A 25,720-nucleotide genomic window follows, 5' to 3' on the forward strand; every position below is an offset into this window, starting at 1 on the left:
TCCCCTACTGGTCTGTTTGTCGCACCAGAGATTATTTGCCTCTCTGGCTGCGTAGTTCTGCCATGAAGCTGATTCTCTCCTCCTGCCTGGTTCTTGGGTCCTTCTCTGCATTGGCTGCCGACAGCACCATCGACATCGGCTCCCGCCGCGAGCTGTTTGTGGATGATTTCCTCATCGACAAGCTCACCGGCAAGGCCAAACAGCAACTGCATCATCCGCAGATCCAGGAGATCGCGCTGCTGCATGACGCGCCCTGGGAGGGCAGCGGCAGCGGCTATCACAGTGTCTTCAAAGACGGGGACAAGTACCGCATGTACTACAAGAGCTGGCAGCTCACCGTCACAGCACCGGGCAAGGTCAATACTGGCGAGCACCCGCTCTTCACCTGCTACGCGGAGAGCGATGACGGCATCCACTGGCGCAAGCCCGAGCTGGGCTTGCATGAGTTCAAAGGCTCCAAGGCCAACAACATCGTCATCCCCCACGGCATGATGGGAAAGGTGAACCCCGATGGCGGCCATCCCGCCGTCTTCAAAGATGAAAATCCCGCCGCGCCTGCGGACGCAAAATACAAGGCCATCGTGCGCTCCAATTCACCCAAGGGACTGCTCGCGCTCAAGTCACCCGATGGCCTGCGCTGGTCCCCCATGGCCGATGCGCCCGTCATCACCGATGGCGCGTTTGATTCGCAGAACCTCGCGTTCTGGGATGCCCACAGCGGCCAGTATCGCGCCTACTGGCGCTACTTCACCGGCGGCACCACCGATGAAAAAAACTGGAAGCCCTCAGGCGACCGCGCCATCCGCACGGCGACCTCGAAGGACTTCATCCACTGGGAAAACCAGCACGATCTCACCTATGTGGATTCCCCGCCTGAGCAGCTCTACACCAATCAGGTCAAGCCCTACCACCGCGCCCCGCATCTGCTGCTCGGCTTTCCCACGCGCTACACTGAGCGCGGCTGGGCAGACAGCATGCGCGCGCTGCCGGAGCGCGAGCACCGCGAATGGCGCTCCAAGTCTAGCGACCGCTACGGCATGGCCATCACCGAGGGGCTCTTCATGGCCAGCCGCGACGGCGTGAAGTTCAAGCGCTGGAATGAAGCTTTCCTGCCGCCCGGCATCGAGCGACCCGGCACCTGGAACTACGGCCACCAATACATCGCCTGGCATCCGGTGGAGACCAAATCTGCGCTGGAAGGTGCCCCCAATGAGCTCAGCCTCTACGCCACCGAGAGCTACTGGACCGGCAGGAGCAGCGCCCTCCGCCGCTACACCCTGCGGCTCGACGGCTTTGTCTCCATCCATGCCCCCAGAAGCGGCGGCGAACTCATCACCAAGCCGCTCACCTTCACCGGCAAGGCGCTCACCCTGAACTTCGCCAGCTCCGCTGCGGGTGGCATCCAGGTGGAGATCCAGGATGCAGACGGCAAGCCGCTCCCCGGCTACACGCTCGCCGATTCACAGCCCGTCTTTGGCGATTCTCTCGACCGTACTGTCACCTGGAAAACAGGTCCCGATGTGAGCCCCCTCTCCGGCAAACCCGTGCGCCTGCGCTTCGTGTTGGATGATGCGGATTTGTACTCGCTCAAGTTTGAATAATGCCCCTTGGTCAGCTCACACTCCATTGTGCTGGAGATCAAAAGCGGGATCGAGCGCAGCACCGTCCAGCAGGTGCTCGACAAGGTGGCGTGCCAGCCAAGGGGCTCGCAGAGAGCCCTTGGAGCCGAGTCCGTTGAGAAAGGCCACGCGTGGATGCGAGGGATGCGTTCCCATCAGCGCCTGGTGGTTTTTGATAATGGGACGCACAGCAGTCTGCGCCGCCGTGATCTGCGCCGGGACCTTGAGCAGGCTGGCCAGGTTTTGCTCCAACTGCTGGAGCTGATCTGGCGCGGGCGTGTGGGGATTATCAAACTGCCACTCATAGGTGGAGCCTGCGCGCAGGCTGCCATCCGGCCGCAGCAGCAGCCAGCATGAGCGGTTGAGAATGCGGCGCTCCCCTCGCAGGTCCGCCTGCACGGTCAAAATCGTGCCGCGCGCGGATTGGAAGGGCACCCAGTGGAAAAGCGGATGCTGCTGCGCGTTCCAGCCCTGCGCCCAGATGACATGGGAAAAGAGCTCCCCGCGCCACTCCACACCTGCGGCATCGTCATGCACATCCTCCGGCTTCACATGAGCCTGCATCCACGCACCCTGCTGCTCGAAAAAGCCGCGGCTGGCCTCCAGATATGCAGGTGTGTCCAGCCAGGCGGCATGGCGCTGCTGAAAGCCGTTCTCCGGCGCGTGAATGACGTCGGCATCCAGCACGGGCCGCTGCGGATGCAGAAAGGGCTGCATGTCCGCGTCTTGTCGGCGCTTGTGCCATTTGGCGATCTCGGCCTCGCTCTTCAGCAGGCGCACATACCCACGCGGGAAGCAGAAACGCTGATGCAGCAGCCGCCCGCAGCGGCGGTAAAAAGGCAGCGCCTCGCGGTAAAACTGCGCATAGCGCCAGCTCACCGTCAGCCGCATGCCGGTGATCGGCGTCATGAGCCCCGCGGCCACCTTGGAGCACGTCAGCGCCTCCGCCCGATCAACGATCAGAAACGGCACTCCACGCTCCCACAGCCGCCACGCCAGCGCCGTACCGGCGAGCCCCTGGCCAATGATGAGAATGCGTGGGGAGGGCATGGAATAGACGCTCGTTCCGCAGCCCCCGCCTCACGGCTGCTGGGGCTTTTCCACCATGGCGTGCATGATGGCGTGGAGCTTTTCCTGGGTCTGCGAGACCTGCTCCTGAGTGGGAGTGGCGGGCTGGGGGACGCGCCAGAGGGTGCTGATGGCCTCCAAGTGGGCGCCGATCTGCTTGATCATGGTCTCGTCATGCCGGGGGAGGCTGATGCGGTTGAAGTCGTCACGGATCGACTGCAGCACGGCAGGGGAGCCGATACAAAGCGGGCGCACCTCCTCGGCGGCGTTTTCCACCACGAGATTGGTGGAAATCTCCAAAAGCCGCAGCCACAGGCCGAGGTCGATCATCACGGCCAGGTCGTCGTCCCGCTGCTCCCGCAGCAGACGCAGCATTTCCTGGTGGTCATCCACGATCTCGCTGCGCAGTTCCTTCCATTCGTTGCTCTCGGCCATCTTTCCCTGCGCCATGAGGCGGGGGCTGAGCTTTTCCCCCAGGCCGAGCATGCGGCAGTAGCTGAGGACTTCCTGGTTGTTGTTGCGGAACTGCTGGGAGTCACTGGCCTGCCAGACGAGGAAACTGTCTGCCATGAGACTGCCGAGGATGAGTGCGGCACGTCCGCGATCAGCAGGTGGGGTGGGCGGTGGCGGGCGGAACTGCAGACGCCAGCGCGCTTTTACCCGCTGTCCTAGATGGTCGAGAAAGTCCGCCGGAGTCTGCTCTGCGGGTGCGGCCGGGGTGGCGGCCTCCGGCGGGGCGGGGTCGTCTCCCGAAGCGAGCGCCCTGCTTGCCAGCACCTGCCAGCCCAGGCACAAACCCACCACAGCGGCACAAATAGTGAGCGGGTGGCGGGTGCGGTACGGAGCTGCAGGCATGTGGGGGAGTTGGGAGTCTCTGAGCAGACTCTACTCCACCGTGACGCTTTTTGCCAGATTTCTTGGTTTATCCACATCACAACCGCGCGCGACGGCGGTGTAGTAGGAGAGAAGCTGCAGCGGCACCACATTGAGGATGGGCGTCAGGTAGGACGGGCAGTCCGGCACGTAAATGACGTCGTCGGTGATGCGCTCCAGCTCGGTGCGGCCTTCAGTGGTGACGGCGATCACCGGGCCTTTGCGCGCACGCACTTCCTCGATGTTGCTCACGTTTTTATCAAAGACGGCGTCGTCCGGGGCGATGAAGACGGAGGGCATGTCCGGCTTGACCAGAGCGATGACGCCGTGCTTCAGCTCGGCGCTGGGGTGGCCGCTGGCGTAGATGTAGCTGATCTCCTTCATCTTCAGCGCGCCTTCCAGCGCCACGGGGTAGTTCATCTGGCGGCCCATGAAGAGCATGCCGTCGGCATTGCAGTGCTTTTCAGCAATAGCCTTGATTTTGTCCGCCTGTTTGAGGATCTGCACGATTTTGTCCGGCAGGGCCTCCAGTTCGTCGATCATCTCCAGCCCGTCCACGCTGGACAGGTGGTGGATTCGGCCGAGCAGCAGGCTGAGCAGGGTGAGAATGGTGACCTGCGAGGTGAAGGTCTTCGTAGCGGCCACGCCGATCTCCGGCCCGGCGTGGATGTACACGCCGCCGTCGCTCTCACGGGCGATGGTGCTGCCCACGGTATTGACGATGCCGAGGCAGCGGATGCCTTTGCGCTGGCCCTCGCGCATGGCGGCCAAGGTGTCGATGGTCTCGCCGCTCTGGCTCATGACAAACTGGAGCGTGTTTTTGTTGGCAGGTACGTTGCGGTAGCGGAATTCGGAAGCAATTTCCACTTCCGTGGGCACGCGGGCGAGAGATTCGATGAGGTACTCGCCCACCATGGCGGCGTGGTAGGCGGTGCCGCATCCGGCGAGGATGATGCGGTCAATCTGCACCAGTTCCTTCGGGCTCATGTTCAGCCCGCCCATGATGGCGGTGCACTCATCGCGCGATAGGCGGCCGCGCATGGCATTGCGCAGGGAGGTGGGCTGCTCGTAGATCTCCTTGAGCATGTAGTGGGGGAAATCACCTTTCTCTGCATCGTCCGCGCTGAATTCCACGCGGCTGACCTTCACCTCCGCCGGCTCTCCCTGGTGGGACTGCACATCGTAGCGGTCCTGGGTGATGGTGACGATGTCGTAGTCATTGAGGTACACGACGTCGCGGGTGTGATTCACCACGGCGGAGACGTCGCTGGCCAGGAAGTGCTCCTGCTTGCCGAGACCGACGATGAGCGGGCTGCCGAGGCGTGCGCCGACGATGACGCCGGGCAGGTCCCCATGCATGACGGCGATGCCGTAGGTACCCTTCACTCGGGCGAGGGCGGCCTTCACCGCATTGACGAGGCGCAGGGTGCCGTCTTTCTCGGTGGATTCGTCAAAGTAGGTGCCGACGAGGTGGGAGAGCACCTCTGTATCTGTCTGAGACTGAAAGGTATGGCCCTTGGCGGTGAGCTGGTCGCGCAGGGTCTGGTAGTTTTCGATCACGCCGTTGTGCACCAGCACCAGCTTGCCGGACTGGTCGGGGTGGGGGTGGGCGTTGACGTCCGTGGCGGGGCCGTGGGTGGCCCAGCGGGTGTGGGAGATGCCCATGGTGCCCAGAGGTTTCACCTCGGCCACAGCCTGGCGCAGGTTGTCGATGCGGCCCGCACGCTTCACGATCCGCAGGCTCTCGCCGCCGCCATTGAGGGCCATGCCTGCGGAGTCATAGCCGCGATATTCCAGACGACGCAGCCCGTCCAGGAGGATGGAACTTGCCTGACGATTGCCTACATAACCAACGATGCCGCACATGAGAGAGAAGAGTGGGGAAGTAAGTGAAGATGAGAGAAAGGGAGGGAAAACGAAGCCAGAACCCGCCTCCAGAGCGCGCCGGAGGGCAGAGCTGGTACCATAACCCCACGCAGAACCCACGCCAGCAGTTCATGGCCCTGCATTTTTGTTTATTGAAAGGAAGTCCGTTACGGGAAAAATCAGGAAAAGCACGTGCATCACCGGATTGGCCGTCTCCGTATCGCATTATCGTCTGGTGCACCGTTTTATGTGGCTTTGGATGAATAGAGCCGCAGAAGGAGCGTCAGACCTGACAGTCATGAAAACGAAGCTTCTTCTCCTTCTGACCGGAATTCTCGCCCTGGGGGCGCTCAGTTCATGCGAGGGCCCCTATTACGGCAACGGCTACCCTGGCTACCGTCGTGGCCCCGGCTGTGCCAGCAATTTGGGCGGCTACCGGGGAGGCGGTGCGGGAGGTGGATTCGGCGGCAGCTTTGGCGGGTTCAGCGGGCGGTAAGGCTGTGCCGTGCTGCATGATTAATGCGCGGCGCTGCGGCTCTAGCTTGAGGTGCTGGCTGAGCCAGGCCGGGAGCGGCGGCAGCGGTCGCTGCAGTATTTGACGTCATCCCAGACTTTTTCCCACTTTTTGCGCCAGGTGAAGGGGCGGCCGCAGGTGAGGCAGGGCTTGCTGGGCAGATGCTGCTTTTTGACGCCTTTCATGGCAGGCCGGGGTCTGGGGTGACAGATTTCTGCTGCTGGTTGAGGGCGTGGAGGGATTGGAGGTAGGCGTTGTTGGGGGCGGGTTTGACGCTGCGCTCCTCGGTTTCCAGCATGCCCTGCACGCGCCTGCTGCTTCCTGCGATGAGATCGGCGATGAGGGAGGCTTCGGGGAGATTTTTCCAGTATTTCTTGGGCATCTCGGACTGCATGGCGCTGATCTTGACGCGGGCGGGATTGAAGATGCTGCGGTAGTAGGTGCGCCAGAGCTCGTCCTGGGCGTCTTCGTCTGGAGCGCTGCTACGGGGCACTCCTGCGGTGAAATGCAGCCGGGTGCCATCCCAGTGCGCGCATTCGTAGGGGGTGAGGATGGACCAGTCCATGCCGGCGAAGCGCTTTTCAAAGAAGGGGGTGGCAAGACGGACGATGCGGTGCTCGGGCTCGAACCAGGCGACAAATTGCTCACGCCCGGTGGCAGGATGGGTGCTGACGAGGCGGAAACGCACAAAGGCGTGCATTTTGTGGATGTCGCGGCCGACGGCTTTGCACCAGTCCTGGAGCTGGCGGATGTCGGGGTCGGTGGGCATGGAGAGAAGGTGGCGCTCGGCACCGAGGGTGAGCCGCCAGAGGACGCGATACAGCATGGCCCAACGGCGTGCATCGGTGTGCGCGGCGGCGCTGCGGGCGAGATCGAGGAAGGCGGGGGGGACTTTGACGGGCGGTGCTGCAGGCGCGGCCATCTGGGCGGGCTCTTCCTGCATGAAGAGGGGGGATTCCTGAGCGTCATCGGCCCACAGAACGTCCTCTGGCGGCACGCGCTGGGCGAGGAGCTGGCGGGCGGCGCTGCGCCAGGCTTCGTATTCGGGCTGGATGACAACGGTGCGCATGGAGTGGCACTAAAGCTCGCCAGAGCGCGCGGAGATGAAGTCGGCGGGGGTGGGGGCGGGTGGGGCGCCGAAGTTGATTTCGAGCTGCTCGGGCGGGGGGAGGAAGCGGGCGCGGAGGGAGTCGCTGTCGAGGCCGAGGCGGGCGGGGTGGTGGTCGGCGGTGGAGATGAAGGGGAGGATCTTTTTCATCTGCAGGCGCAGGCGGATGAGGTCTGCAAGACGCAGCCGGGTGTAGCGCCGAGCTGCAAGGAGGCGCTCGACATTGCGGACGCCGAGGCCGGGGACGCGGAGAAGGAGCTCGCGGGGGGCGCGGTTGACATCCACGGGGAAGGTGGCGCGGTTTTGGAGGGCCCAGGAGAGCTTGGGGTCGAGGGCGAGGTCGAGGTTGGGGGAGGAGGGGGAGGCGATTTCTTCGACCTTGAAGTCGTAGAAGCGGAGGAGCCAGTCGGCCTGGTAGAGGCGGTGCTCGCGGATGAGGGGCGGGGCCTTGAGGGGGAGGATGGCGGAGGGCTCGGGGATGGGGCTGAAGGCGGAGTAATAGACGCGGCGGAGGCGATGCGCGGAGTAGAGCTGGTCTGCACAGCCGAGTATGGTGGCGTCTGTGGAGGCATCGGCACCGACGAGCATCTGGGTGCTCTGGCCGGTGGCGAAGGGGGGTGGTTTGGGGGTGTTGGGTTTGCGCTTTTCGGCGTGGCGTTCGTCGATTTTTCCACGGATGTGACCCATGGCCTGCTGGGTGCGGGCGAGGTTTTTTTCCGGGGCTAAGGTATTGAGGCTGTGCTGACTAGGGAGCTCGACATTGATGCTGATGCGGTCGGCGTAGCGGCCTGCGAGGGCGATGAGGTCCTGGGAGGCTTCGGGGATGGTCTTGAGGTGGATGTAGCCGCGGAAGTGGTGGACCTCGCGGAGCTTGCGGGCGACTTCGATGACGAGCTCCATGGTGTGGTCGGCGCTGCGGATGATGCCGCTGCTGAGGAAGAGGCCTTCGATGTAGTTGCGCTTGTAGAAGTCGAGGGTGAGCTGCACCACCTCGTCTGGAGTGAACCTGGCACGCGTGACGTTGCTGGACCTGCGGTTGATGCAGTAGTGGCAGTCGTAGAGGCAGGCGTTGGTGAGGAGCACCTTCATGAGGGAGACGCAACGCCCGTCGGGGGTGTAGGAGTGGCAGATGCCCATGCCGCCGGTGGAGCCGACGCCCTGGCTGCCACGGGAGTCTTTCCGCGCTGCACCGCTGCTGGCGCAGGATGCGTCGTATTTCGCCGCATCGGCGAGGATTTCGAGTTTGCGCGTGACGTCCATGTTTCTGCCGGGAGACTCCGGGTTTTACGTTTCGGAGCGGTTTCGTGCCGCGCGATTCTATGCTGTTCTTTAGAACATATTCAAGGGACGGTTGGAGTTAAAAGTTTCAAGTTTTAAGTTTCAAGTTGGGCGTCGCGGGTGAGGCGATTTCGGGTGGGGAAAAGGCGGGGTTTTGTGTCGGATTCGGCAATACGGCAAGGTTGTTGCGGTTGGCTGACTGGGGGGTTTCAGGTTTCAAGTTTGAGGTTTGAAGTTGCCGGAGGGGGACAGGGGGGGAGTTGGCGAGGGGGGGAGGTAGCTGCAAACCGCCTCGGCTTGCTAAGGCAGCCGTGCCATGAGTTCTGGGAAGTTCCTCGGAGTGATGGGCATCGGCAGGAGGCTTAATCAATCGCCATTCTGGGCTGGCAATTTTTTCTAGCGGTTTAAGCGTGACAAGCTGGCTGATGGGTGATTCTTCTAGAGAATGAAATTGGCTTTATTGATGCTGCTGGTGGGTTTGGGCGTGGGCGCGGATTGCGCCTGGGGAGGAGATGCGGTGGTGAATTCTTTGGGGATGAAGTTTGTGACGGTGCCTGGCACGAAGGTTTTGATGTGCATCCATGAAACGCGGAAGAGCGATTATGCGGCGTATGCGAAGGCGAATCCGAAGATCGACATGACTTGGAAGAAGATCGAGGCCTATGGGGTGCCGGTGAGCGAGGGGGATGACCACCCGGTGGTGAATGTGAACTGGGAGGATGCAGTGGCGTTTTGTGAGTGGCTGAGCCAAAAGGAGGGCCGGGTGTATCGGCTGCCGACGGACCGGGAGTGGAGTTATGCGGCGGGCATCGCGACGAAGGAGGAAAGAGGGCTGACGCCGGAGAAGCTGGATGCGAAGCTGAAGGAGATTTATCCGTGGGGGAAAACGTGGCCGCCGCCGGCGGGTGTGGCGAATCTGGCCGACACGGCCGGGGCATCGAGGATTCCGGGCATGGTCGTGGTTCCGGCATACACGGACGGCTTTGTGACGACGGCGCCGGTGATGAGTTTCAGGCCTAACAAGCTGGGTTTCTATGATCTGAGCGGCAACGTGTGGGAATGGTGTGAGGACTGGTATAACCAAGAGCGCAAGGAGAGAGTGCTGCGCGGTGGATCGTGGTGTTATGATCCGCTGAGTCTGCTGTCGTCCGACCGGCTGCATCACGCGCCGACCACGCGGGATATGTACCGGGGGTTCCGGTGTGTGCTGGTGGGGCGTTGAGGGAGAGGGGGGAGTTGGCGGTGGTTTGCGATGGTTGGCCGTTGTTTGCGGTGGTTGGCCGACGGTTCGCGGAGCTCATTTCCGGGGGCGGGGCTTGGGGACGTTCGGTTTGCCGCAGAGGGGCCAAGGAGCAGAGGTGGCAGAGATTGAAGAGGGTTCGGAAATTGGATGAGGTGCGGGAGGCTTGGCTTTGTGGTGGCGCGGGAATGCGGGGCGGTGGTTGGCCGGAGGGGATGGGCCGAAAGAGAGGAAAGAAGAAGAAAAATGGACTGGGGAATGGGGCCGGAGATTTGCACCGTCCCCCTTCGCTAAAGCTCCGGAGGACAAGCAGGGGTTGGATAAAGAGGTTTTTAGAACGGAGTGCCTGATGGGTTGAAAACGGGGCTGAAGGTGGAGGCGCGGGAATGCTGGGCGATGTGGGAGCGTGAGGGATCGGGACGATTCCTCTCCGCCGGAGCGTGGCTGGGCGCCTGGGACGGGGGAGGGGCTGTGACTGACGAAATTGCTTCCCTTGCGGCTTCCCTGATGCCTATTCTTGGGCGGACACTCAGCCCAACGCCATGACTGCCACCTCTTCAGATTCCGCCCCGACCTGCAACGACGAATGGGAGAAGCACGGCTTGTTCTTTGAGTATGGCAGCGCGGCGAATCCGCGCATGCCGAAGATCGGCATTGATGTGTTTCCGCCGTCGATGCATCACGTGGCGGAGAGCAAGATCATTCCGCTGGAGCTGTCGCAGAAGCTGCAAACGAGCCACCCGGCCACGGGGCCGAATCTTCTGGCCCATTTTGTGCATATCGCCCCAGGTGAGGAGCTGGCCACCTGCTGCCATGCCAGCAGCCAGGTCTTTTATGTGATTCGCGGTGCGGGTTTCAGCGTGATCGATGGCAAGAGGCTGAGCTGGAAAACGGGCGATTTGTTTGCGCTGCCTGTGACCGGGGAGATCCGGCACTGCGCGAGTGAGGACAGCGCCTTTTACTGGGTGAACGACCAGCCGCTGATGGATTTCCTGGGTGCGAAGCCGACCAGCCCGAGGTTCCGGCCGCTGTATTTCTCCCGTGAGCTGCTGACGAGCGAGCTGGAGAAGGTGCGAAAGGAGAACGAGGGCAAGGACAAGAACCGCAACGGCATCCTGCTGGCGAATCCTGACTGCCCGCAGACGAAAACGCTGACGCACTCGATGTGGTCGCTGTACAATCTGCTGCCTGCGAAGAGCAAACAGAAGGCGCACCGGCACAACTCCATCGCGCTGGATTTCGCGGTGAAGGCCACGGAGGGCGTTTACACCATGATCGGCCGCGATCTGGATGCCGATGGCAACATCATTGACCCGGTGCGCGCCAACTGGGTGGCCGGTGGCGCGTTTGTGACGCCGCCCGGCTGGTGGCACTCCCACCACAACGAAAGCGACGAGGACGCCATCGTGCTGCCGGTGCAGGATGCGGGTCTGCACACCTACATGCAGACACTCGACATCCAGTTTGCGCGTGGGTATTGAGGCGGGGCGTTGTGAAGGCTATGCCGGGTGGCGCACCAAAGAGGCCTAGCGGCTGGGGCGTCGAAGATTCCGGGTTGGCCTTGGTTCCGGGATGTACGGACGGTGTTGTGACGACGGCGCTGGTGATAATTTTCAAGACGGGTGAACCAGGCTAGGGAGCGCCCGTGGTGGAACATACAAGGCCCTGAGCTGAACGTCAGAACTCAAGGAGGCTAGATTTTGGAACGAGAGGTAATGACGGTTGCCCTTTGGAAAGGGGGCGCTGATTTTTTGACTGAGGCGGAAATTTTCACTGCCGTCATTCGGTGGCAGCCTGTTAGACAACCTTAATAAGTTGCTGGAGAACCAAGTCTATAACACCCGCACTTGTGTAAGCCGCATATTCCCGCCACTTGTCATCTTTAACTCCATCAGCAAAGTCTGTGACCGCTTTGGCGGAAAGAACGAATGGCCTAGGTACACCAAAGTGGTTAGCGGCGCAAAAAACGCCATATGTTTCCAAATCAAATCCAATCAGTTTTCTCCAGTTAGTGCGTGTTTCCTCCAAAGAGCCATCAAACGCTAAAACCGTGGATCCGGTGGCTAGGGGACCAATTCTAATCGCTAAGTTGTGATTTGGTTTATGACCTCTCCATTTGGAGCGAATTGCAGTTAAAGCATTTTCGTCAGCCGCAACTGATCGAACAATGTCAGATATGAAAGAGTCCAACCTAAATGGTAGTGGATCAGGTAAGAACGTATTTGAATTCTCACCGGCCTTCAGTTTACCACTAAGATAATCAAAGGAAGGATCTGCAACTAAAACGTCCCCGTACTCAACTTCTCCTTTCACACCTGCAGCAATACCGGCCATTACTAAATATTTGGGTTTGAACTCATGAATCATCCTTGAAGCGAGTACTGCTGCAGCGGGCATTCCCATCTGTTGAGCGGCCATTGCTGCTATGCGAAGAGACTTATCACCGGAAACCAGAGTTCCTTTATAATACTGTCTTGAATCAGATGAGCAGTGAGCAACGCTCCATGAGTAGTCCAACTGGAGGACCGCTTTCAATTCAGGATCGTGGAGGGCAGTAAGAATACATACATCGAAGCCAAAGTCACTATTCTGCCGATCATGGTCTACGAGAAGCCGCTCTACTTCAATTGAAATTGTGGATTGCCACCCATACACTGAGCGATCGTAGTGCAACACAACAACGTTATTGTTAGCAAAGGCAGCGGAAGTCTCGTCTTTTATTTCCTGATATGCCGTTAGAGCAATAATGGAACGGGGTCGTTGATAGCGTGGACTACTGCACACTGCTGTGATTAAATCGACTCCTCCGCGGGGCCTCGGTGTATCGTCATTTCGCTGGGGCAGATGAATGTCGAGAATACACAAGTCAAATGTTTCAGACAACATTTTTTCTTTGGCACTAATAATGCAAGTAGCTTCTTTAATGTCGAGCTCATGCGCTTTTGGCACACTTCTAATAGCGTCAAGAATTGAAGCTCTCTTCTCCGGGCTGTCGTCTACAATTAATATTTTGATCATTTTAGACCTCCATGTGAAAGCCAATGTTTAAGTTCAACCTCCCATGTTGTCCCCTGCGCATTGTAAAATATAGTAGTCTGATAATTCTCGAAGCCTTCTTCCGCCAATTGCTGCTTTAAGACATCGAGGGAAATGCAACTTTTTCCCTCACCAAAATGGGTAAATTGTGTGACAACAACAACCGGCGTTTTGACACCCTTGTGCTTAAGCTTTCTTAAAATATCTTTCCCTCCGAAGGGCCTGTTCCGACCTCCACTTTCCGAGGGAGATTTATCGAATGTAGGCATTGACATATCTAATAATATTAAGTCAAAAGGCTCTTCCTCTAAGAGGCGTGCCAAAGCACTTCTATATGAGCAGCAAGACTCTATAAAAATCGAGGGCGTATGCTGTAGTATGAACGACCTCAGTTGGGCCAGCTTATTCTGGTCATCTTCTACTATCAGTATTTTCATAAATAAGATTTTTATACGGCAGCGAGACCTGGGCGAAAAAACGATTTCCTTCCACAAAGTCAAAAATAAGTTTGGGGTCACATTGTAAGTCAACCCTACTTATGCGTTCAATCTTCTGCAGGCCACTACCCCCCTCGATGGGAACGGAACTAAAACGGTTTCCTTGCCCGACATCCAGAAGAACAGAGCGGAGGTGTTCTCTTCTGGTCTCAATGTTAGGCACACTCGCAAGATCATTTATTACCTCCAGGGTTAACAAATTTTCGTCGTTTTTGACTATGACATCGACAGGAATTTCCACGCTCAACAATCCGCTATGATTTTTAATATTATCTAGCAAAATGAACAAAATTTGAACGACACTTTTCAGCGAGGCTCCGTGAAGTTGCAACTCCGAGTGTATATATACTTTTATATCGAGTTTACAGTTAGGAAACAGGTTCAACATGAACTCTTTGGCGATACTAATTGGCAAGTCCATCGAGTAAGGTTCCATTTCCGGAATGGGTGCTCGTCTGAACCAATTAGCGATTTTATCAACTGCATATTGTGACTCTGTCCCTGATCGTGTTATTGCGGCAAGTATCTCAGCATTGGCTTGATCCGCCATTAAAGACCTGATCTCATTTTCCAGCGAGCTAACTCTTTTAGAAATGTCATTTTTTAAAGTTACTGTTATTTCTTCGCGTACAAGTTGTAGGCACTCATCTGTTATTTGCCATAGACTATCGAATAAAAGATCGATAAAGTTTTCGTAGGACGTTGTTGATTCGATAACCTGTTGAAGCGCTGTTATAACATACGACGGCACACGAAAATCAAACATTCCCTCTCCTGTCGAACGTTCAGTGCGAATTTGTATCCACTGGACACGTGTGCGCTCAATTAGCGCGTCTATGTCCATAGAAAACCTTCGAATACTTTCTGCAAGGCTTTCCTTTTTCTCTGTAGGAAAACCTGAATAGTGCTCTAACCAAACCTGAGGGTCACGATATATATTTGTATTGTCATCCCGCTGAGTGATAAGATTCTCTCTCTCAAAAGGCGCTCTGAGTTGGCCGGCCAGCGTACCGTGGCGCATTCCGGTACTCAAATATCCATCTAAGCCGAATTCGTTATTTGATACAAAGTGATCGCGAACTTCACAAAACATCTCGGTCAGTAGGCTACGCCTTTCATCTCCAGGTAACAAAAGCTGGAAGTCAGACCCGTCTACTCTCAAAGCCAAACCCAAGCGAATTAGGAAATCCGTATTAACACCTATATTATCGCTCGCACAAAGATCCTGATACCTAGTGTAACTCTCGCGCAAAGATTTTTCAATGACGCGTTTAATTCCGTTAACTTCTACGTGTATGCCGCTCTGCTCTACCTGACGAAGTGCACGTCTTACTACCAAAACTTTGGTTATTTCCTTGATTTGTTCGGAACAATAGTGGCTTTCTTCTGGCCTGATACTCATTATCAAACGTAGGATCGCAATTCTTTCATGCTGAATATCTTCTGTGCTTGTAAAAGTTATCAAGTTATCTAACGCTGATTCTATGCTAACATTTTTGAGAAAATAAACTAATTCATCGGAGTCATAAGAGGCGATTGAGTCCGCAAGCTGGGAGGGACGTGTTACTCCGCAAAAATGGAGAAATTCTTCGTATGCGCTGTCTCTAATAAATTCGAATTCCGATCCGAAGTATTGAGTACATATGTGTGAAGCTATCGGAAACGCAATATCTGAATAGCATTCAGAAGATACATCCAGTCGCTGCACATGCTGAAACACTTCCTGCAGGGGCAGCCTTGTGAGAATGTTCGGGTTCTTAACGTAAGCAGAGACCATTGTCCTTATTGAGAGACTCCAGTTTCCGGCACTTATAGCAGCCCTAACAAGAGCTAACATTTTATCTTGTTCTGCTAGAGGGTCGCCGTCTGCATCAATACTTCGAAGTACTGTAATCGCACTTTCCGCATTCCCCGTCATAATTAAGCGGCGTGCTTCAAAAAGTTGCAACCGTGATCGGCACAGGTAAAGTTCGTCTGTGAGCGCCGAACCATCGAACATTGCGAGATACAATCGCAAAGTCGGGGAATTTGGATTCCGTGATAACAGTTCTGTTAAATATGCAGTGCGGTATTCTTTTTTTTCTATAGCAAGAGCAAGCCTCGGATTAAAATGATTTGATGTCAGATATGAGTATGAAGGCGCATAGCGCGTCACCGCGAAACCGTCTGACATAAATTCTCTCTGACAGAAACCGAAAAGTTGCGCATAAAACGCAGAGTCAGAATCTATGTAACATCTCTTCCGTAAGGAGTTTGCGGACTTCTCGGCTTCGAACGTTTTCAGCAATACATGAAGCATCTCGTTCAAGATCTCTCTTATTTCAGCTGGCTGCACTTTGTCTGCTGTAATGCTCATTTGCATCCTAGCACACGATTTAGCTGCAAGCTCAACAAATGAAAATTCATTTGGCCTTTTGTTTATAGCTTTGAAAGCGAGTTCTGCACTCACGTGATAATTACCTTGTGTGTAATGATCAAAACACTCAAGGAGCTCATCGTCATTTTGACCGTCGTCAATTTTAATATTGCCCGTCCAACACAAAATCAAATTGTTAAGGCGATTGTCTGGTATCGCTTTATACAAGGCTTTAGCTATAAAAATCCATTCTTGAGGAATGTTATTCGTCTCTTTTTCTGATGCTATAGCTATTGCAGCGCATTTGATTAGCGCTAAATATAAATCGATTGCTGGTAACGTTCCATGTCGCCAGAGAATGCTGGAAGGATTTTTAAATTCCATGGGACCATAAAAGTTGATAAAAAAGAAGATGAATTGTTCAATAGCTAGATCTTCGTCACTTTCTACGGATTCGCATGCATCTTTGGTATGCCCGTCAAACCTCCAACACGATACGCGGGGTTCATTTCGAATACTCGAATAGTATGCAAGCATTTGCACTATTGGGTGAATCCCCTCAGTGTTCCAGATTTGTTTGGCAAAGTTTTTTTGTGCCTCCACCCCATCGGACTGCGCGAGCAACGCTAACCTACAATTTAGTGACCATAGCGAGACTCCAACTTGTCTTTCAAGATAGTCTAGCTCCGTGAGTGCCTCTTTAAATTCTCTTTTTAAGGTATGAATTTCTATTTTTTCACTGGCCAGATACCAAGCACGTAGCAAAGTTCTTTGCGTTACTAGTATACTTCCGACCCATATAGCTTCTCTCCACCAATCGGTGTCTACTAACTCGATTTCTGACTTGATTTCACTGAATGCTTGGGGCTTTGGTGCAGGTGCTATGATGGCTTTCGCCCTCTCTATTGAGATCAGGTTAGGCATCCAGCTACGAATCAAAGCCGGGTTATCGAGAGTCTTCAGCGCACTTAATGTTAAGGGGAGATCACGGGAGTGTTGGATCTGGGTTTTTATTCTAATCCATCTGCGGTCAATTTTCTCGGCCATCTGTATAAATCCCTTCAGATTTTCTTTGTAGTCAACAAGATTTTCCGTTGTCTCATTTCTGGATCCTCCTGTCAAGGTAGAGGAAAACGTGTGCTCTTTCGCAAGCAGCTTGTTATGTCAAAGTGGAGGCGAGGGCGGGCATTGAACCCGCGCCCACTGGTTTTGCGGGCCCTTGCCTTACCCCTTTGCTAGCTAGCCGTTCTTGAATGGTAGCCGAAGCGGAGGGGCTTCGCAGCCGCGAAGCGAATCTCCGCGCTCCCTTCGCGTGCTTTCGGTGCTTCACTCTCCCGTGTTTGCGCTCTTTTTCCCGTTACTCTTTCCCTGTCTGGGCTCATGCCTGAAACAGACTGGCAAACTCCCATGCAGAAGAGAATGACAACCGATGGATGCCCTGAAGGCCGACGGTGGTGGTGAGGCGGCCGTCCGCGACGCCGCTGACGGGCCTTTCGATTTTGTTGAAACGGAGGGTCATGCGCGTGAGCATCTCGGAGGGGAGGACGGTTTCGAGGCTGAAGGGGGTGGAGCTCTGTGCGAGCAGGACGTGATCTGAACCGGTCCAGTTGAAGGCGCGCAGCCAGGGGTGGAGCTGGACGCCGAGGTCGAGGATCTCGAAGGCGCGCCGCCCCTGACGTTCTGCGGGAGGGTAGAGATCGGGGTGCTCGGCGATGAAGTCATCGACCGTGAGGATGGCCCGGACGCGTATCTGGGAGAGGATGTGGAGGGCGCCATCCCGAACTGCCACGGGATAGATGATCTCTCCGGCCTTGACGCCGGCGCGGATGAAACTGGGCTGGGTGGTGTGAGGGCCGCCAAAGAGGAAGTCGATGCTCCTGCCGATGAGGTCGTGCTTGCGGGCGATCCTGATGCGGTCGCTGTTCCAAAGCACGGTGTAGGCATTGCTCATATCACCCAGTGAGGTGGGAGAGTTAGATCATGGTTGGCGCTTTTGCCAGAGCTTCGTGATGCTTTGGGCTGAGGAAGGAGCCTGGGACGTGGGAGAGGGCGTGGTTTGCCGCGCAGGGTGCGGTGGTGGGGCAACCCCAATGTGGCTGTGAGTGGGGAGATGGAGGGTGAGTGGCGGTGCCATGCCTTGAGAGCGGGACGCAGTGTGGGGCGGCCTGCGGCGCAAGGGCGGAGGAGACGCCCGTTCTTTGATAAGGAAACACTGATTTAACAACGCAGAGATTAGAAGACCGCAGAGATGAGGCCTGAAAGTCAATGCTCTGCGGTTTCCAAACTGCTCCGTGATCATTTGTTCAGTGCTTCCCTCAAGCTACGAAGGGCAGGCATGCTGGGACCCGGCGGCGTGTGGAGGGGCGCTGGGTTTGCTTCCCGGATTGGATGCTGGAACCCAGGGGAGCACTCGCTAAAGCTTCCTCCTTCGCTCTACGAGCTTCGGAGGACACGCGGCATTCCTGGGCTGAAATACGGGGAAGGCCGTTGGCCTTCAAGACGAGGGTGTCGGTCTATCGCGCAAGTTTCAATCAAGGACCGGTCAGCGACCGAGTGAGTGGTTAAGAGGCAGCAGAGCTGCGGAGATCAGAAGCGGACAGGAGTGTCCGCGCTCCCTTCGAGGGCTTTCTGCGCTGAAACCCTTGTGGGGGTGGAGTGGAGGCGAGGGCGGGAATTGAACCCGCGCATACCGGTTTTGCAGACCAGTGCATTACCACTTTGCTACCTCGCCGTTCTCGAATTGAGAGCCGTGGACCTTAGCAGGGGTGGGAGGGCTGTCAAGGACGGGGCGTTGGGGCGCTGACGAGCCGTTTACGATAGCTGAACGATTGTTGACGGTTGTTTTTGAGAGCCGCTGGCGCGGCTGGGAGGGGTGAGGCGGGTGGGAGGACGAGGACGATGGGGAGAAGGAGGCTGGGGGTGATGCGGAGGTGTGGGGTGTGGCGGAGGGGCCGGAGCCGATGTGGACATCGGCGCTCCCAGTACGGAGGCGGGGCAGGAATGCCCCGATTACTGGGGGGCCTGCTGGCGGGTCTTGATCTCTTCGATGGCCCATTGGGCGTGTTCGGCGATGAGGGGGTGCTCGTCCTGGGCGGCGGCTTGTAAGGCGGGGAGGTCGGCGGGGGTGCCGACATTGCCGAGGGCGACGCAGACGTTGCGGAGGAAGGCGGGGCGCTTGATGCGCTTGATGGGGGATTTGGCGAAGAGGGCGCGGAAGGTGTCGTCGGTGAGGAGGAGGAAGTCGCGCAGGGTGTGCTGGAAGATGGTGGTGCGGGCCTGGAAGGTGGCCTCGTGGGAGACCTGGGCGTGGCGGTTCCAAGGGCAGGCGTCGAGGCAGGAGTCGCACCCATAGATGCGGTCGCCGATGGCGCGGCGGAATTGGAGGGGGATGGGGCCTTTGCTCTCGATGGTGAGGTAGGAGATGCAGCGGCGGGCATCGAGGCTGCGGGGGGCGGTGATGGCCTGGGTGGGACAGGCGGTGATGCAGCGGGTGCAGGTGCCGCAGCGGTCGGGGCCGGGGGAGTCGGGGGGAAGCTCGAGGGTGGTGAGGATGTCGGCCAGGAAGAACCAGGTGCCGAGGTGGCGGTGGATCTGCATGGTGCTTTTCCCCCCCCAGCCGAGGCCGGCGAGGCTGGCGAAGTCGCGCTCAAGGACGGGGCCGGTGTCGACGTAGGGGCGCTGGGTGCCGCCGTGGGTGGTGAGGAAGTCGGTGAGGGTGCGGAGCTTTGACTCGATGAGGTCGTGGTAGTCGTTGTTCCAGGCGTAGCGGGCGACTCGATAAGAAGTTGGCGGTGGTTTGCAGTGGTTTGCAGTGGTTTGCAATGGTTGTTGTCCGTCCTTCGCTCTTTGAGCTTCGGAGGACTCGCTGCGCTCGGGGGAGGAGGAGTCGGAGGAAGATGGCTGAGGGGCGCGGGGCGAAGGGGGATGGCGGAGTGGCGGGATCGAGGACGAGTTCGAGTAGGAGGACGAGGACGATGGGGGGGACTCGCTGTGCTCGGGGGAAGATTGGTCCTGGGGGTAGGGGGTGCCGCCTTGGTAGTAGTTGAGGGCGAGGAGGATGACGGATTTGGCGCCGGGGAGGACGAGGGTGGGGTCGGTGCGGCGCTCGGGGGTGCGGGCTAGCCAGGCCATGTCGCCGTGTTTGCCGTCGGCGATCCACTGCTCAAAAAGGGCGCGGTGGGCGGCGGGCTGGGCGGGGGCGATGCGGCAGTCGTCAAAGCCCAAGGCGCGGGCCTGGGCGATGAGGGCGGACTTGAGCTGGTGGGGAGTTTGCAGTGGTTTGCGGTTGTTGGCGGTGGTTTGCAGTGGCTGGCCAGAGAGAGGAGTTTACCGTGGCTGGCAGTGGTTTTGGGAGGTGAGGGTTGAGTTTAAAGTTTGGCTTCGCCTGTCTCGCAGACTCGGCTCAGGTTTAAGGTTGTCGGAGGGGTTTGGGGTGGAGCGGGGGTGTGGGAGACTGAAAACTGGGGGACTTTAAATTGGCCGGGGGGGCGTGGTGGCTGGTAAAAAATGGATGGTAAAAGATTTCTGAAGGAAGCGGGTGGGTGGGAAGGGACTGAAAACTGAGAATTGAGAACTGAAAATTGTCGATTGTCGGAGGGGGAGGTGCGGGCGGTGAGACTGAAAACTGGGGGGACTTTAAGTTGGCCGGAGGGGCGTGGTGGCTGGTAAAAAATGGATGGTAAAAGATTTCTGAAGGAAGCGGGTGGGTGGGAAGGGACTGAAAACTGAGAATTGGGAACTGAAAATTGTAAGTTGTCGGAGGGGGAGGTGCGGGCGGGCACGGGGAAATGGGTGTGGCGGAGCCTCCGGAGCCGGTAGAATACCGGCGCTCCCAGCACGGAGAGGGGGGCGATGTTGGAGGACGCTCGGCGGCGGCGGGGGACCAGCGTCCCGACCTATCTGCCGACGGGGGTGAGGGTCTGGATTTGGTGCTCGAGGGCGGTGAAGGAGTCGCCGAGGAGGCGGAGGCGCTCGACCTGGGTGGACTGCTCCTGCTCGACACGGGCGGCGTCTGCCTGGGCTGGGGTGAGGGTATCGAGGAAGCGGGTGAAGGAGGCGGTGACGTCGTCGGTGACCTGCTTGTGGAGGAGGGCGCGGAGGGTGACGGAGGATTCCTCAAGCTTGTCGAGGATGGCATTGCGCGACTGGCTGAGACGGACCTGGGTGAGGAGGTAAACGACGGCGAGGAGGAGGAGGCCGGCACCGAGAGCGATGGCGGCGCCGACGGGGCCATCGAGCCAGGCGGTGATGGCGGGGGCGAGGATGACGGGGGCGATGAGGCGTGTGAACCAGCGGGCAGTGACGCGGGCGTTTTCGAGGCCGGGCTCGATGCCTTCATCGAGCTGGAGGCCGATGACGAAGCGGCGGAGGGAGGAGTCGATGTGGGTGCCGAAGCGGCGGCGGAGCTCGCTTTCGTCTTCGCCGTAGTCGTGGGCGGGGAGGGAGACGTCTGTGGGGAAGAGGATGCCGCGGCCCTGGGCGTAGAGGTAGCGCTCGAACTGATGGACGTCCTCCTCAAGGACGAGGCCGACCTGGCGCCAGCGGTCGCCGGTGCGGTGCTGGAGCTCCTGGAAGAGACGGTGGTCGAGGCTCTGGGGGCGGGTGGCTTCGGGGGAGTCGGGGGCGGTTTCGTCGGCGTCTTTGCGCTGGAAGGCTTTGCGGGTGGCGAGGGCATCGCTGGCGAGGCCGGCGACGCGGAGGACGGACTCGTGGTAGTCGCGCTCGGTGGCGTCGAGGGCGGGGAGGATTTTTTTGAGGGTGCGGTCGACCTGGAGCTCGCGCTCGGTCTGGAGCTCCTGGAGGACGGCGGCCTTGCGGCGGGCCTGCTGCATGGCGGCGATGTAGCGCTCCCGCATTCTCTCAAGGATCTGCCGAGCGAGGGTCATGGTGCTGGCGAGCTTGTGGAGGCGTGCGGAGTTGTGCCGGACGATGGAGGAGATGTGGGATTCGAGGGCGGTGTAGCCGCTTTCCTGGAGGAGGCGGTCGCGCTCGATGCCGGCGCCGCGTGCGAGGAAGGCCTTTTTGGCGGAGACGGGGAAGAGGGGGAAATCACGCCCGAAGCGCTGGCGGGTGAGCTGGCCCATGTAGTCGGTGATGACCTGGATCTCTTCGGGGGAGCGGAGGTCGCACTGCTGGAGGACGAAGATGACGTGGCGCATCCACTCGCGGTGGACTTTCTGGAGGAACTCCCAGGCGGAGGCGCCCCAGGGGTTCATGGCGGAGAAGACGAAGATGACGAGGTCTGCGATGGGGACGAAGCGCTCGGTGATGAGCTGGTGCTCGTTTTCGACGGAGTTGGTACCAGGAGTGTCGACGATGTGGAAGTCGCGGAGGAAATCGACAGGTGCGTGGACTTCGTCGAGGGTGGGGGTGATGGGGACGATGGCGTGCTCTTCGCCGTGGCGGAAGAAGAGGATCTTGCCGGTGGTGGGGACGACGCCGGTGGAGGAGAAGTCCTGGCCGAAGAGGGCATTGAGGAAGGTGGATTTGCCGACATTGACCTCGCCGACGACGACGAAGACGAAGGGCTCTTTGAGGGAGGCGATGAGGTTGTCCAGAATGGCGGCGGACTCGGGGTCGCCGCCGGACTCGCGCACGATGGTGGCGAGAGCGAGGAGGTCTGTGCCGATGCGGGAGCGAAGTTCGAAGTAGTCGTCGCCTATCATGAATGGGGGTAGAGGGAAGGTGCCGCGTGGGGATAGGGGCCGCAACTGTGCAGCGCGGGATTTGTGGGGAGGTGTTGGCGGAGGGGATGGAGCGAGGAGGAGTAGGAGTAGGAGTAGGAGTAGGAGTAGGAGCAGGAGGAAGAGGAGGATTTCCGGAACGGGCTGAAGCCCGAACTACGAACTCGCGATGCGTGGATGCGAAGCTGGTGGGTTTTTGCGGAGCGGGTGGGGCGAGGACGAGTTCGAGTAGGAGGACGAGGACGAGAACGATTGGGGAGAGGGGGGTGATGGGAGAGTGAGAGGGTGATGGGCTGATGAGGGGGTGAAAATCGTGGGCGAAGGTGTTCGCTTTTGTGTGGTGGGGATTTAAAGAAGGGGGCCTGTGACCGCACCCCTGACAGCCAGTGACAGCACGCCTGCAAATGCGGTGGCTGATGATGCTGCGCACACGCGGCGGACGCCGTGGTGGCTGTGGCCGCATGTGCTGAGCCTGGAGGCGCCGGTGGTGGCGGTGCTGTGGCAGATGGCGCTGGCGCATGCGCATGGGATCCGGCTGACGCCAATGCTGAATGCGGGCCTGGCGCTGGCGTGCTGGGTGATCTATGTGCTGGACCGGACGCTGGACACGCTGGGTGTGAAGGATGCGGCGAAGCTGGATGTGCGGCATGTCTTTTACCACCGGCACCGGCATGTGCTGCTGCTGGGGGTGGTGCCGCTGGCGATGGTGGTGCTGGGGTGGATGGCGTTTGGGGTGATCCCGGAGGGTGTGCTGTGGCAGGCTGTGGGGCTGGCGCTGCTGGTGGCGCTGTATCTGGCGGGGTGGTCTGCGGAGAACAGCCGGATGATGCGGGATGTGTTTGTGTCGTGCGCGGGGCTGGGGGGGCTGCTGCTGATCTCGCGGCTGCCGCTTGAGAGCGGGCACCGGTTTGTGCTGAGCCTGTTTGTGCTAGGGGCGATGGTGGTGAGCTTTTTGCGGCAGCTGGATGTGCGCATGGGGCTGCTGCTGCCGAAGGAGCTGGCGGCGGCGCTGCTGTTTGCGATGGGGTGCACGACGAGCACGAGGTTTCTTTCGATGCCGGAGACGCTGGCCGAGCCGGTGCTGGAGTGTGTGCTGCTGGCGCTGCTGTTTGCGTGCAATCTGCAGATGATCTCACGCCATGAGGCGGGGCTGAAGGATGACCCCAAGAGTCCGATGCTGATGCTCGGCACGCTGCTGTTCATCTCAGCTGTGCTGGAGAGCACGCGCGCCGGGGTGCTGGGGCATGCGATGCTCTTTCCCGGCCGTGCGGCACTGGGAGGGCTGCTGCTGCTGGGCGTGGTGCATGCGGGCCGCAGGCGCGTGTCTTCGGAGGCTTACCGGGTGCTGGCTGATCTGGCGCTGATCCTGCCGCTGCCGCTGGTGTGGCTGTAAGCCGGTGAACACGGCGCAATCTCGGGGTGGGTGCTGACGTTTTGATCGGGAACACACGCTCTCTGTTTGCGCCTGCCTGCCATGAACACGCCCGCTTTTCTCGATGTCTCCCGCCGCCAGTTTTTCCGGCAGTCTGGTCTGGGGCTGGGTGGGGTGGCGCTGGGATCTCTGCTGGCGCGGGATCTGCCTGCGGCGGGTGCGCCGGTGGTGCCGAGGCCGCACTTTGCGCCGAAGGCGAAGCACATCATCTACCTGCACATGATCGGGGCGCCTTCGCAGCTGGATCTGTATGACTACAAGCCGCTGCTGCAGAAGATGGACGGGCAGAACTGCCCGGAGGAGCTGACGAAGGGGAAGCGCTTTGCGTTCATCGGCGGGGAGATGAAGCTGGCGGGGACGGAGTTTCAATTCAAACGGCACGGGCAGAGCGGGCTGGAGCTGAGCGAGCTGCTGCCGCACCTGGGCACGGTGGCGGATGACCTCTGCGTGGTGAAGTCTCTGCACACGAATGAGATCAATCACGCGCCGGCGCAGATGTTTCTGCACACGGGCTTTGGCCAGGGTGGAAGGCCGAGCCTGGGGGCGTGGGTGACGTACGGGCTGGGGACGGAGAACCGTGACCTGCCTGCGTATGTGGTGCTGCTGTCAGGCCCGGCAGGCGGGGCGGGATCGACGCTGTGGAGCACGGGATTTCTGCCGAGTGTCTATCAGGGCATCCAGTTTCGCGGCAGCGGGGAACCGGTGCTGTTTCTGGGGAATCCGGCGGGGCAGAGTGCGAAGGACCGGCGCCATGTGCTGGATGCGGTGAAGGCGCTGAATGAGCAGCAGCTGGGGGTGATGGGAGATCCGGAGATCGCGACGAGGATCAGCCAGTATGAGATGGCGTACCGGATGCAGACGAGCGTGCCGGAGCTGATGGACATCACGCGGGAGAACCGGGCGACGCTGGAGATGTATGGGGCGCAGCCGGGCAAGGCGTCCTTTGCGAACAACTGCCTGCTGGCGCGACGGCTGATCGAGCGCGGAGTGCGGATGGTGCAGCTGTTTGATTCAGACTGGGATCACCACGGCGGCCTGAAGCAACGACTGACGGCGAAGGCGAAGGATGTGGACCAGCCGATGGCTGCGCTGGTGCGGGACCTGAAGCAGCGCGGGCTGCTGGATGAGACGCTGGTGATCTGGGGCGGGGAGTTTGGACGGACGCCGCTGAGGCAGGGGGCGAACCAGGATGGGACCAAGACCTCGCCGGGGCGTGATCACCACAAGGATGCCTACACGATGTGGATGGCGGGCGGCGGGATCAAGCCGGGGACGGTGTATGGCAAGACGGATGACTTTGGCTTTAACATCGCCGAGAACCCGGTGCATACGCATGACCTGAATGCCACGGTGCTGAACCTGCTGGGGCTGGATCATGAGCGGCTGACCTTCCGGTATCAGGGGCGTGATTTCCGGCTGACGGATGTGCATGGGGAGCTGGTGCCGGGGATTTTGGGGTGAGGGGGATGGGCTGTTTTGACCGGTTTTGACCATGCCATTCATGCGTTTTTCAGGGCCGCATCCCAGGTTGAAATACTGGCTGGCGGCTGATACAATACCTCCATGCCTGCCGACGCCCTCGACATTAACAGCGTCCTCCAAAGCGTACTTTCCATGCCGCGCCCTGAGCGTTCCTACATCGCTGAGCGCCTGCTGGTGAGCTTGGAAGATGACGACGAGATGCCGGCGCAGTGGCGGGAAGAAATGGATGCGCGGGTGCAGCGCCGTGAACGTGGTGAAACACGTTCCTATTCTCATGAAGAAGTCATGGCAGAACTCGACGCCATCATCGCGTGATACGCGTGATTTACACTTCTGAAGCGAGGCTCGAACTTAACGAGGCCGGGGCCTACTATCGCCGCATCAGCAAGGAGCTGGCTCAGGAGTTCAAGCAACGGCTTGTTGCCGCTTTGGAGGCAATCAGACGCAATCCTGAAACCTGGCGCCGCCTAGACGAGAAGTACCGTCGCAAGCTCTTGAAGCAGTTCCCCTATGGGGTGATTTATCATCAGCCCGAAGCTGACTGCATTGAAGTAGTGGCTGTGATGCATCTCAACCGTGAGCCTGACTACTGGCGTGGCCGCATTGGCTAAGCTGGCTGCAAGGCCCTCTGCGCGGGTGCTTTCAGCAGGCAGCGGAATCAAGCCGGG

Annotated in this window: 20 protein-coding genes and 1 tRNA gene; 8 read left to right on the forward strand and 13 right to left on the reverse strand. The window is 58.9% G+C overall.

Going from position 1 to position 25,720, the window contains the following annotated elements:
* Positions 1-62 precede the first annotated feature (62 nt).
* Positions 63-1,601 (forward strand): glycoside hydrolase family protein, encoded by a 1,539-nt coding sequence (locus HNQ65_RS20040; RefSeq protein WP_184342328.1) that lies wholly within the window; start codon positions 63-65, stop codon positions 1,599-1,601.
* A 15-nt stretch (positions 1,602-1,616) separates the two neighbouring features.
* Here the strand turns inward: HNQ65_RS20040 and HNQ65_RS20045 are convergent, their stop codons facing one another.
* From HNQ65_RS20045 to glmS, 3 genes are read right to left on the reverse strand one after another with little or no spacing between them, the layout of a single operon-like run.
* Positions 1,617-2,669, reverse strand: coding sequence for an NAD(P)/FAD-dependent oxidoreductase (locus HNQ65_RS20045; protein WP_184342330.1), 1,053 nt, complete (start codon positions 2,667-2,669; stop codon positions 1,617-1,619).
* A 30-nt stretch (positions 2,670-2,699) separates the two neighbouring features.
* Complete coding sequence (locus HNQ65_RS20050) at positions 2,700-3,542, reverse strand: hypothetical protein (RefSeq protein WP_184342332.1); 843 nt, start codon at positions 3,540-3,542, stop codon at positions 2,700-2,702.
* Positions 3,543-3,572: 30 nt separating this feature from the next.
* A complete protein-coding gene (gene glmS / locus HNQ65_RS20055) occupies positions 3,573-5,426 on the reverse strand; it encodes a glutamine--fructose-6-phosphate transaminase (isomerizing) (RefSeq protein ID WP_184342334.1) in 1,854 nt (617 codons plus the stop codon).
* Positions 5,427-5,724: 298 nt separating this feature from the next.
* Between glmS and HNQ65_RS20060 the strand changes: the two genes are divergently transcribed.
* Positions 5,725-5,922: a hypothetical protein gene (locus HNQ65_RS20060; RefSeq protein WP_184342336.1), complete on the forward strand. Its 198-nt coding sequence runs from the start codon at positions 5,725-5,727 to the stop codon at positions 5,920-5,922.
* A 41-nt stretch (positions 5,923-5,963) separates the two neighbouring features.
* On the opposite strand, the gene HNQ65_RS20065 is transcribed toward HNQ65_RS20060, so the two are convergent.
* Genes HNQ65_RS20065 through HNQ65_RS20075 form a run of 3 tightly spaced genes read right to left on the reverse strand, consistent with a single transcriptional unit; the run spans position 5,964 to position 8,308 of the window.
* Positions 5,964-6,125, reverse strand: coding sequence for a DUF2256 domain-containing protein (locus HNQ65_RS20065; RefSeq protein ID WP_184342338.1), 162 nt, complete (start codon positions 6,123-6,125; stop codon positions 5,964-5,966).
* A complete protein-coding gene (locus HNQ65_RS20070) occupies positions 6,122-7,009 on the reverse strand; it encodes a TIGR03915 family putative DNA repair protein (RefSeq protein WP_184342340.1) in 888 nt (295 codons plus the stop codon). The genes HNQ65_RS20065 and HNQ65_RS20070 overlap by 4 nt, the downstream gene beginning before the upstream one ends.
* 9 nt (positions 7,010-7,018) lie before the next feature.
* A complete protein-coding gene (locus HNQ65_RS20075) occupies positions 7,019-8,308 on the reverse strand; it encodes a putative DNA modification/repair radical SAM protein (RefSeq protein ID WP_184342342.1) in 1,290 nt (429 codons plus the stop codon).
* Positions 8,309-8,771: 463 nt separating this feature from the next.
* On the opposite strand from HNQ65_RS20075, the gene HNQ65_RS20080 reads away from it, so the two are divergent.
* A complete protein-coding gene (locus HNQ65_RS20080; protein WP_184342344.1) occupies positions 8,772-9,548 on the forward strand; it encodes a formylglycine-generating enzyme family protein in 777 nt (258 codons plus the stop codon).
* A 560-nt stretch (positions 9,549-10,108) separates the two neighbouring features.
* Positions 10,109-11,047 carry a cupin domain-containing protein gene (locus HNQ65_RS20085; protein WP_184342346.1) on the forward strand — a complete coding sequence of 313 codons (939 nt, stop codon included), beginning with the start codon at positions 10,109-10,111 and terminating at the stop codon, positions 11,045-11,047.
* A 316-nt stretch (positions 11,048-11,363) separates the two neighbouring features.
* On the opposite strand, the gene HNQ65_RS20090 is transcribed toward HNQ65_RS20085, so the two are convergent.
* From HNQ65_RS20090 to HNQ65_RS20120, 7 genes are all read right to left on the reverse strand, one after another.
* A complete protein-coding gene (locus tag HNQ65_RS20090; RefSeq protein WP_184342348.1) occupies positions 11,364-12,584 on the reverse strand; it encodes a phosphorylase family protein in 1,221 nt (406 codons plus the stop codon).
* On the reverse strand, positions 12,581-13,039 hold the full coding sequence (locus HNQ65_RS20095) for a response regulator (RefSeq protein ID WP_184342349.1): 459 nt from the start codon (positions 13,037-13,039) through the stop codon (positions 12,581-12,583). The genes HNQ65_RS20090 and HNQ65_RS20095 overlap by 4 nt, the downstream gene beginning before the upstream one ends.
* Positions 13,014-16,577, reverse strand: coding sequence for a hypothetical protein (locus tag HNQ65_RS20100; RefSeq protein ID WP_184342351.1), 3,564 nt, complete (start codon positions 16,575-16,577; stop codon positions 13,014-13,016). Before HNQ65_RS20100 ends, HNQ65_RS20095 begins: the two co-directional genes overlap by 26 nt.
* Positions 16,578-16,833: 256 nt before the next feature.
* The gene (locus HNQ65_RS20105) at positions 16,834-17,406 is read right to left on the reverse strand and encodes a hypothetical protein (protein WP_184342353.1); all 573 of its coding nucleotides are present in this window, start codon (positions 17,404-17,406) and stop codon (positions 16,834-16,836) included.
* 705 nt (positions 17,407-18,111) lie between these two features.
* Positions 18,112-18,186: transfer RNA gene (locus tag HNQ65_RS20110), tRNA-Cys, on the reverse strand.
* A 278-nt stretch (positions 18,187-18,464) separates the two neighbouring features.
* Complete coding sequence (queG, locus tag HNQ65_RS20115) at positions 18,465-19,679, reverse strand: tRNA epoxyqueuosine(34) reductase QueG (protein ID WP_246438471.1); 1,215 nt, start codon at positions 19,677-19,679, stop codon at positions 18,465-18,467.
* Between the two features lie 671 nt (positions 19,680-20,350).
* On the reverse strand, positions 20,351-22,120 hold the full coding sequence (locus HNQ65_RS20120; RefSeq protein ID WP_184342355.1) for a dynamin family protein: 1,770 nt from the start codon (positions 22,118-22,120) through the stop codon (positions 20,351-20,353).
* A 382-nt stretch (positions 22,121-22,502) separates the two neighbouring features.
* Here HNQ65_RS20120 and HNQ65_RS20125 point away from each other — a divergent pair, with 382 nt between their 5' ends.
* The 4 genes from HNQ65_RS20125 to HNQ65_RS20140 all read left to right on the forward strand — a co-directional run bounded on the left by HNQ65_RS20125 (position 22,503) and on the right by HNQ65_RS20140 (position 25,663).
* Positions 22,503-23,531 carry a hypothetical protein gene (locus HNQ65_RS20125; protein ID WP_184342357.1) on the forward strand — a complete coding sequence of 343 codons (1,029 nt, stop codon included), beginning with the start codon at positions 22,503-22,505 and terminating at the stop codon, positions 23,529-23,531.
* A gap of 81 nt (positions 23,532-23,612) precedes the next feature.
* Positions 23,613-25,031, forward strand: coding sequence for a DUF1501 domain-containing protein (locus HNQ65_RS20130; protein ID WP_184342359.1), 1,419 nt, complete (start codon positions 23,613-23,615; stop codon positions 25,029-25,031).
* 102 nt (positions 25,032-25,133) lie between these two features.
* Complete coding sequence (locus tag HNQ65_RS20135) at positions 25,134-25,367, forward strand: addiction module protein (protein ID WP_184342361.1); 234 nt, start codon at positions 25,134-25,136, stop codon at positions 25,365-25,367.
* Positions 25,364-25,663, forward strand: coding sequence for a type II toxin-antitoxin system RelE/ParE family toxin (locus tag HNQ65_RS20140; protein ID WP_221306229.1), 300 nt, complete (start codon positions 25,364-25,366; stop codon positions 25,661-25,663). The genes HNQ65_RS20135 and HNQ65_RS20140 overlap by 4 nt, the downstream gene beginning before the upstream one ends.
* Positions 25,664-25,720: the final 57 nt, after the last annotated feature.

The organism is Prosthecobacter vanneervenii (assembly GCF_014203095.1).
In the GTDB taxonomy this organism is placed as follows: Bacteria; Verrucomicrobiota; Verrucomicrobiia; order Verrucomicrobiales; family Verrucomicrobiaceae; genus Prosthecobacter; species Prosthecobacter vanneervenii.

Bases quoted from the DNA above. Each gene is read 5' to 3' on its own strand.
- HNQ65_RS20040 (WP_184342328.1), top strand. From the start codon at position 63: ATGAAGCTGATTCTCTCCTCCTGCCTGGTTCTTGGGTCCTTCTCTGCA.
- HNQ65_RS20045 (WP_184342330.1), bottom strand. From the start codon at position 2,669: ATGCCCTCCCCACGCATTCTCATCATTGGCCAGGGGCTCGCCGGTACG.
- HNQ65_RS20050 (WP_184342332.1), bottom strand. From the start codon at position 3,542: ATGCCTGCAGCTCCGTACCGCACCCGCCACCCGCTCACTATTTGTGCC.
- glmS (WP_184342334.1), bottom strand. From the start codon at position 5,426: ATGTGCGGCATCGTTGGTTATGTAGGCAATCGTCAGGCAAGTTCCATC.
- HNQ65_RS20060 (WP_184342336.1), top strand. From the start codon at position 5,725: ATGAAAACGAAGCTTCTTCTCCTTCTGACCGGAATTCTCGCCCTGGGG.
- HNQ65_RS20065 (WP_184342338.1), bottom strand. From the start codon at position 6,125: ATGAAAGGCGTCAAAAAGCAGCATCTGCCCAGCAAGCCCTGCCTCACC.
- HNQ65_RS20070 (WP_184342340.1), bottom strand. From the start codon at position 7,009: ATGCGCACCGTTGTCATCCAGCCCGAATACGAAGCCTGGCGCAGCGCC.
- HNQ65_RS20075 (WP_184342342.1), bottom strand. From the start codon at position 8,308: ATGGACGTCACGCGCAAACTCGAAATCCTCGCCGATGCGGCGAAATAC.
- HNQ65_RS20080 (WP_184342344.1), top strand. From the start codon at position 8,772: ATGAAATTGGCTTTATTGATGCTGCTGGTGGGTTTGGGCGTGGGCGCG.
- HNQ65_RS20085 (WP_184342346.1), top strand. From the start codon at position 10,109: ATGACTGCCACCTCTTCAGATTCCGCCCCGACCTGCAACGACGAATGG.
- HNQ65_RS20090 (WP_184342348.1), bottom strand. From the start codon at position 12,584: ATGATCAAAATATTAATTGTAGACGACAGCCCGGAGAAGAGAGCTTCA.
- HNQ65_RS20095 (WP_184342349.1), bottom strand. From the start codon at position 13,039: ATGAAAATACTGATAGTAGAAGATGACCAGAATAAGCTGGCCCAACTG.
- HNQ65_RS20105 (WP_184342353.1), bottom strand. From the start codon at position 17,406: ATGAGCAATGCCTACACCGTGCTTTGGAACAGCGACCGCATCAGGATC.
- HNQ65_RS20120 (WP_184342355.1), bottom strand. From the start codon at position 22,120: ATGATAGGCGACGACTACTTCGAACTTCGCTCCCGCATCGGCACAGAC.
- HNQ65_RS20130 (WP_184342359.1), top strand. From the start codon at position 23,613: ATGAACACGCCCGCTTTTCTCGATGTCTCCCGCCGCCAGTTTTTCCGG.
- HNQ65_RS20135 (WP_184342361.1), top strand. From the start codon at position 25,134: ATGCCTGCCGACGCCCTCGACATTAACAGCGTCCTCCAAAGCGTACTT.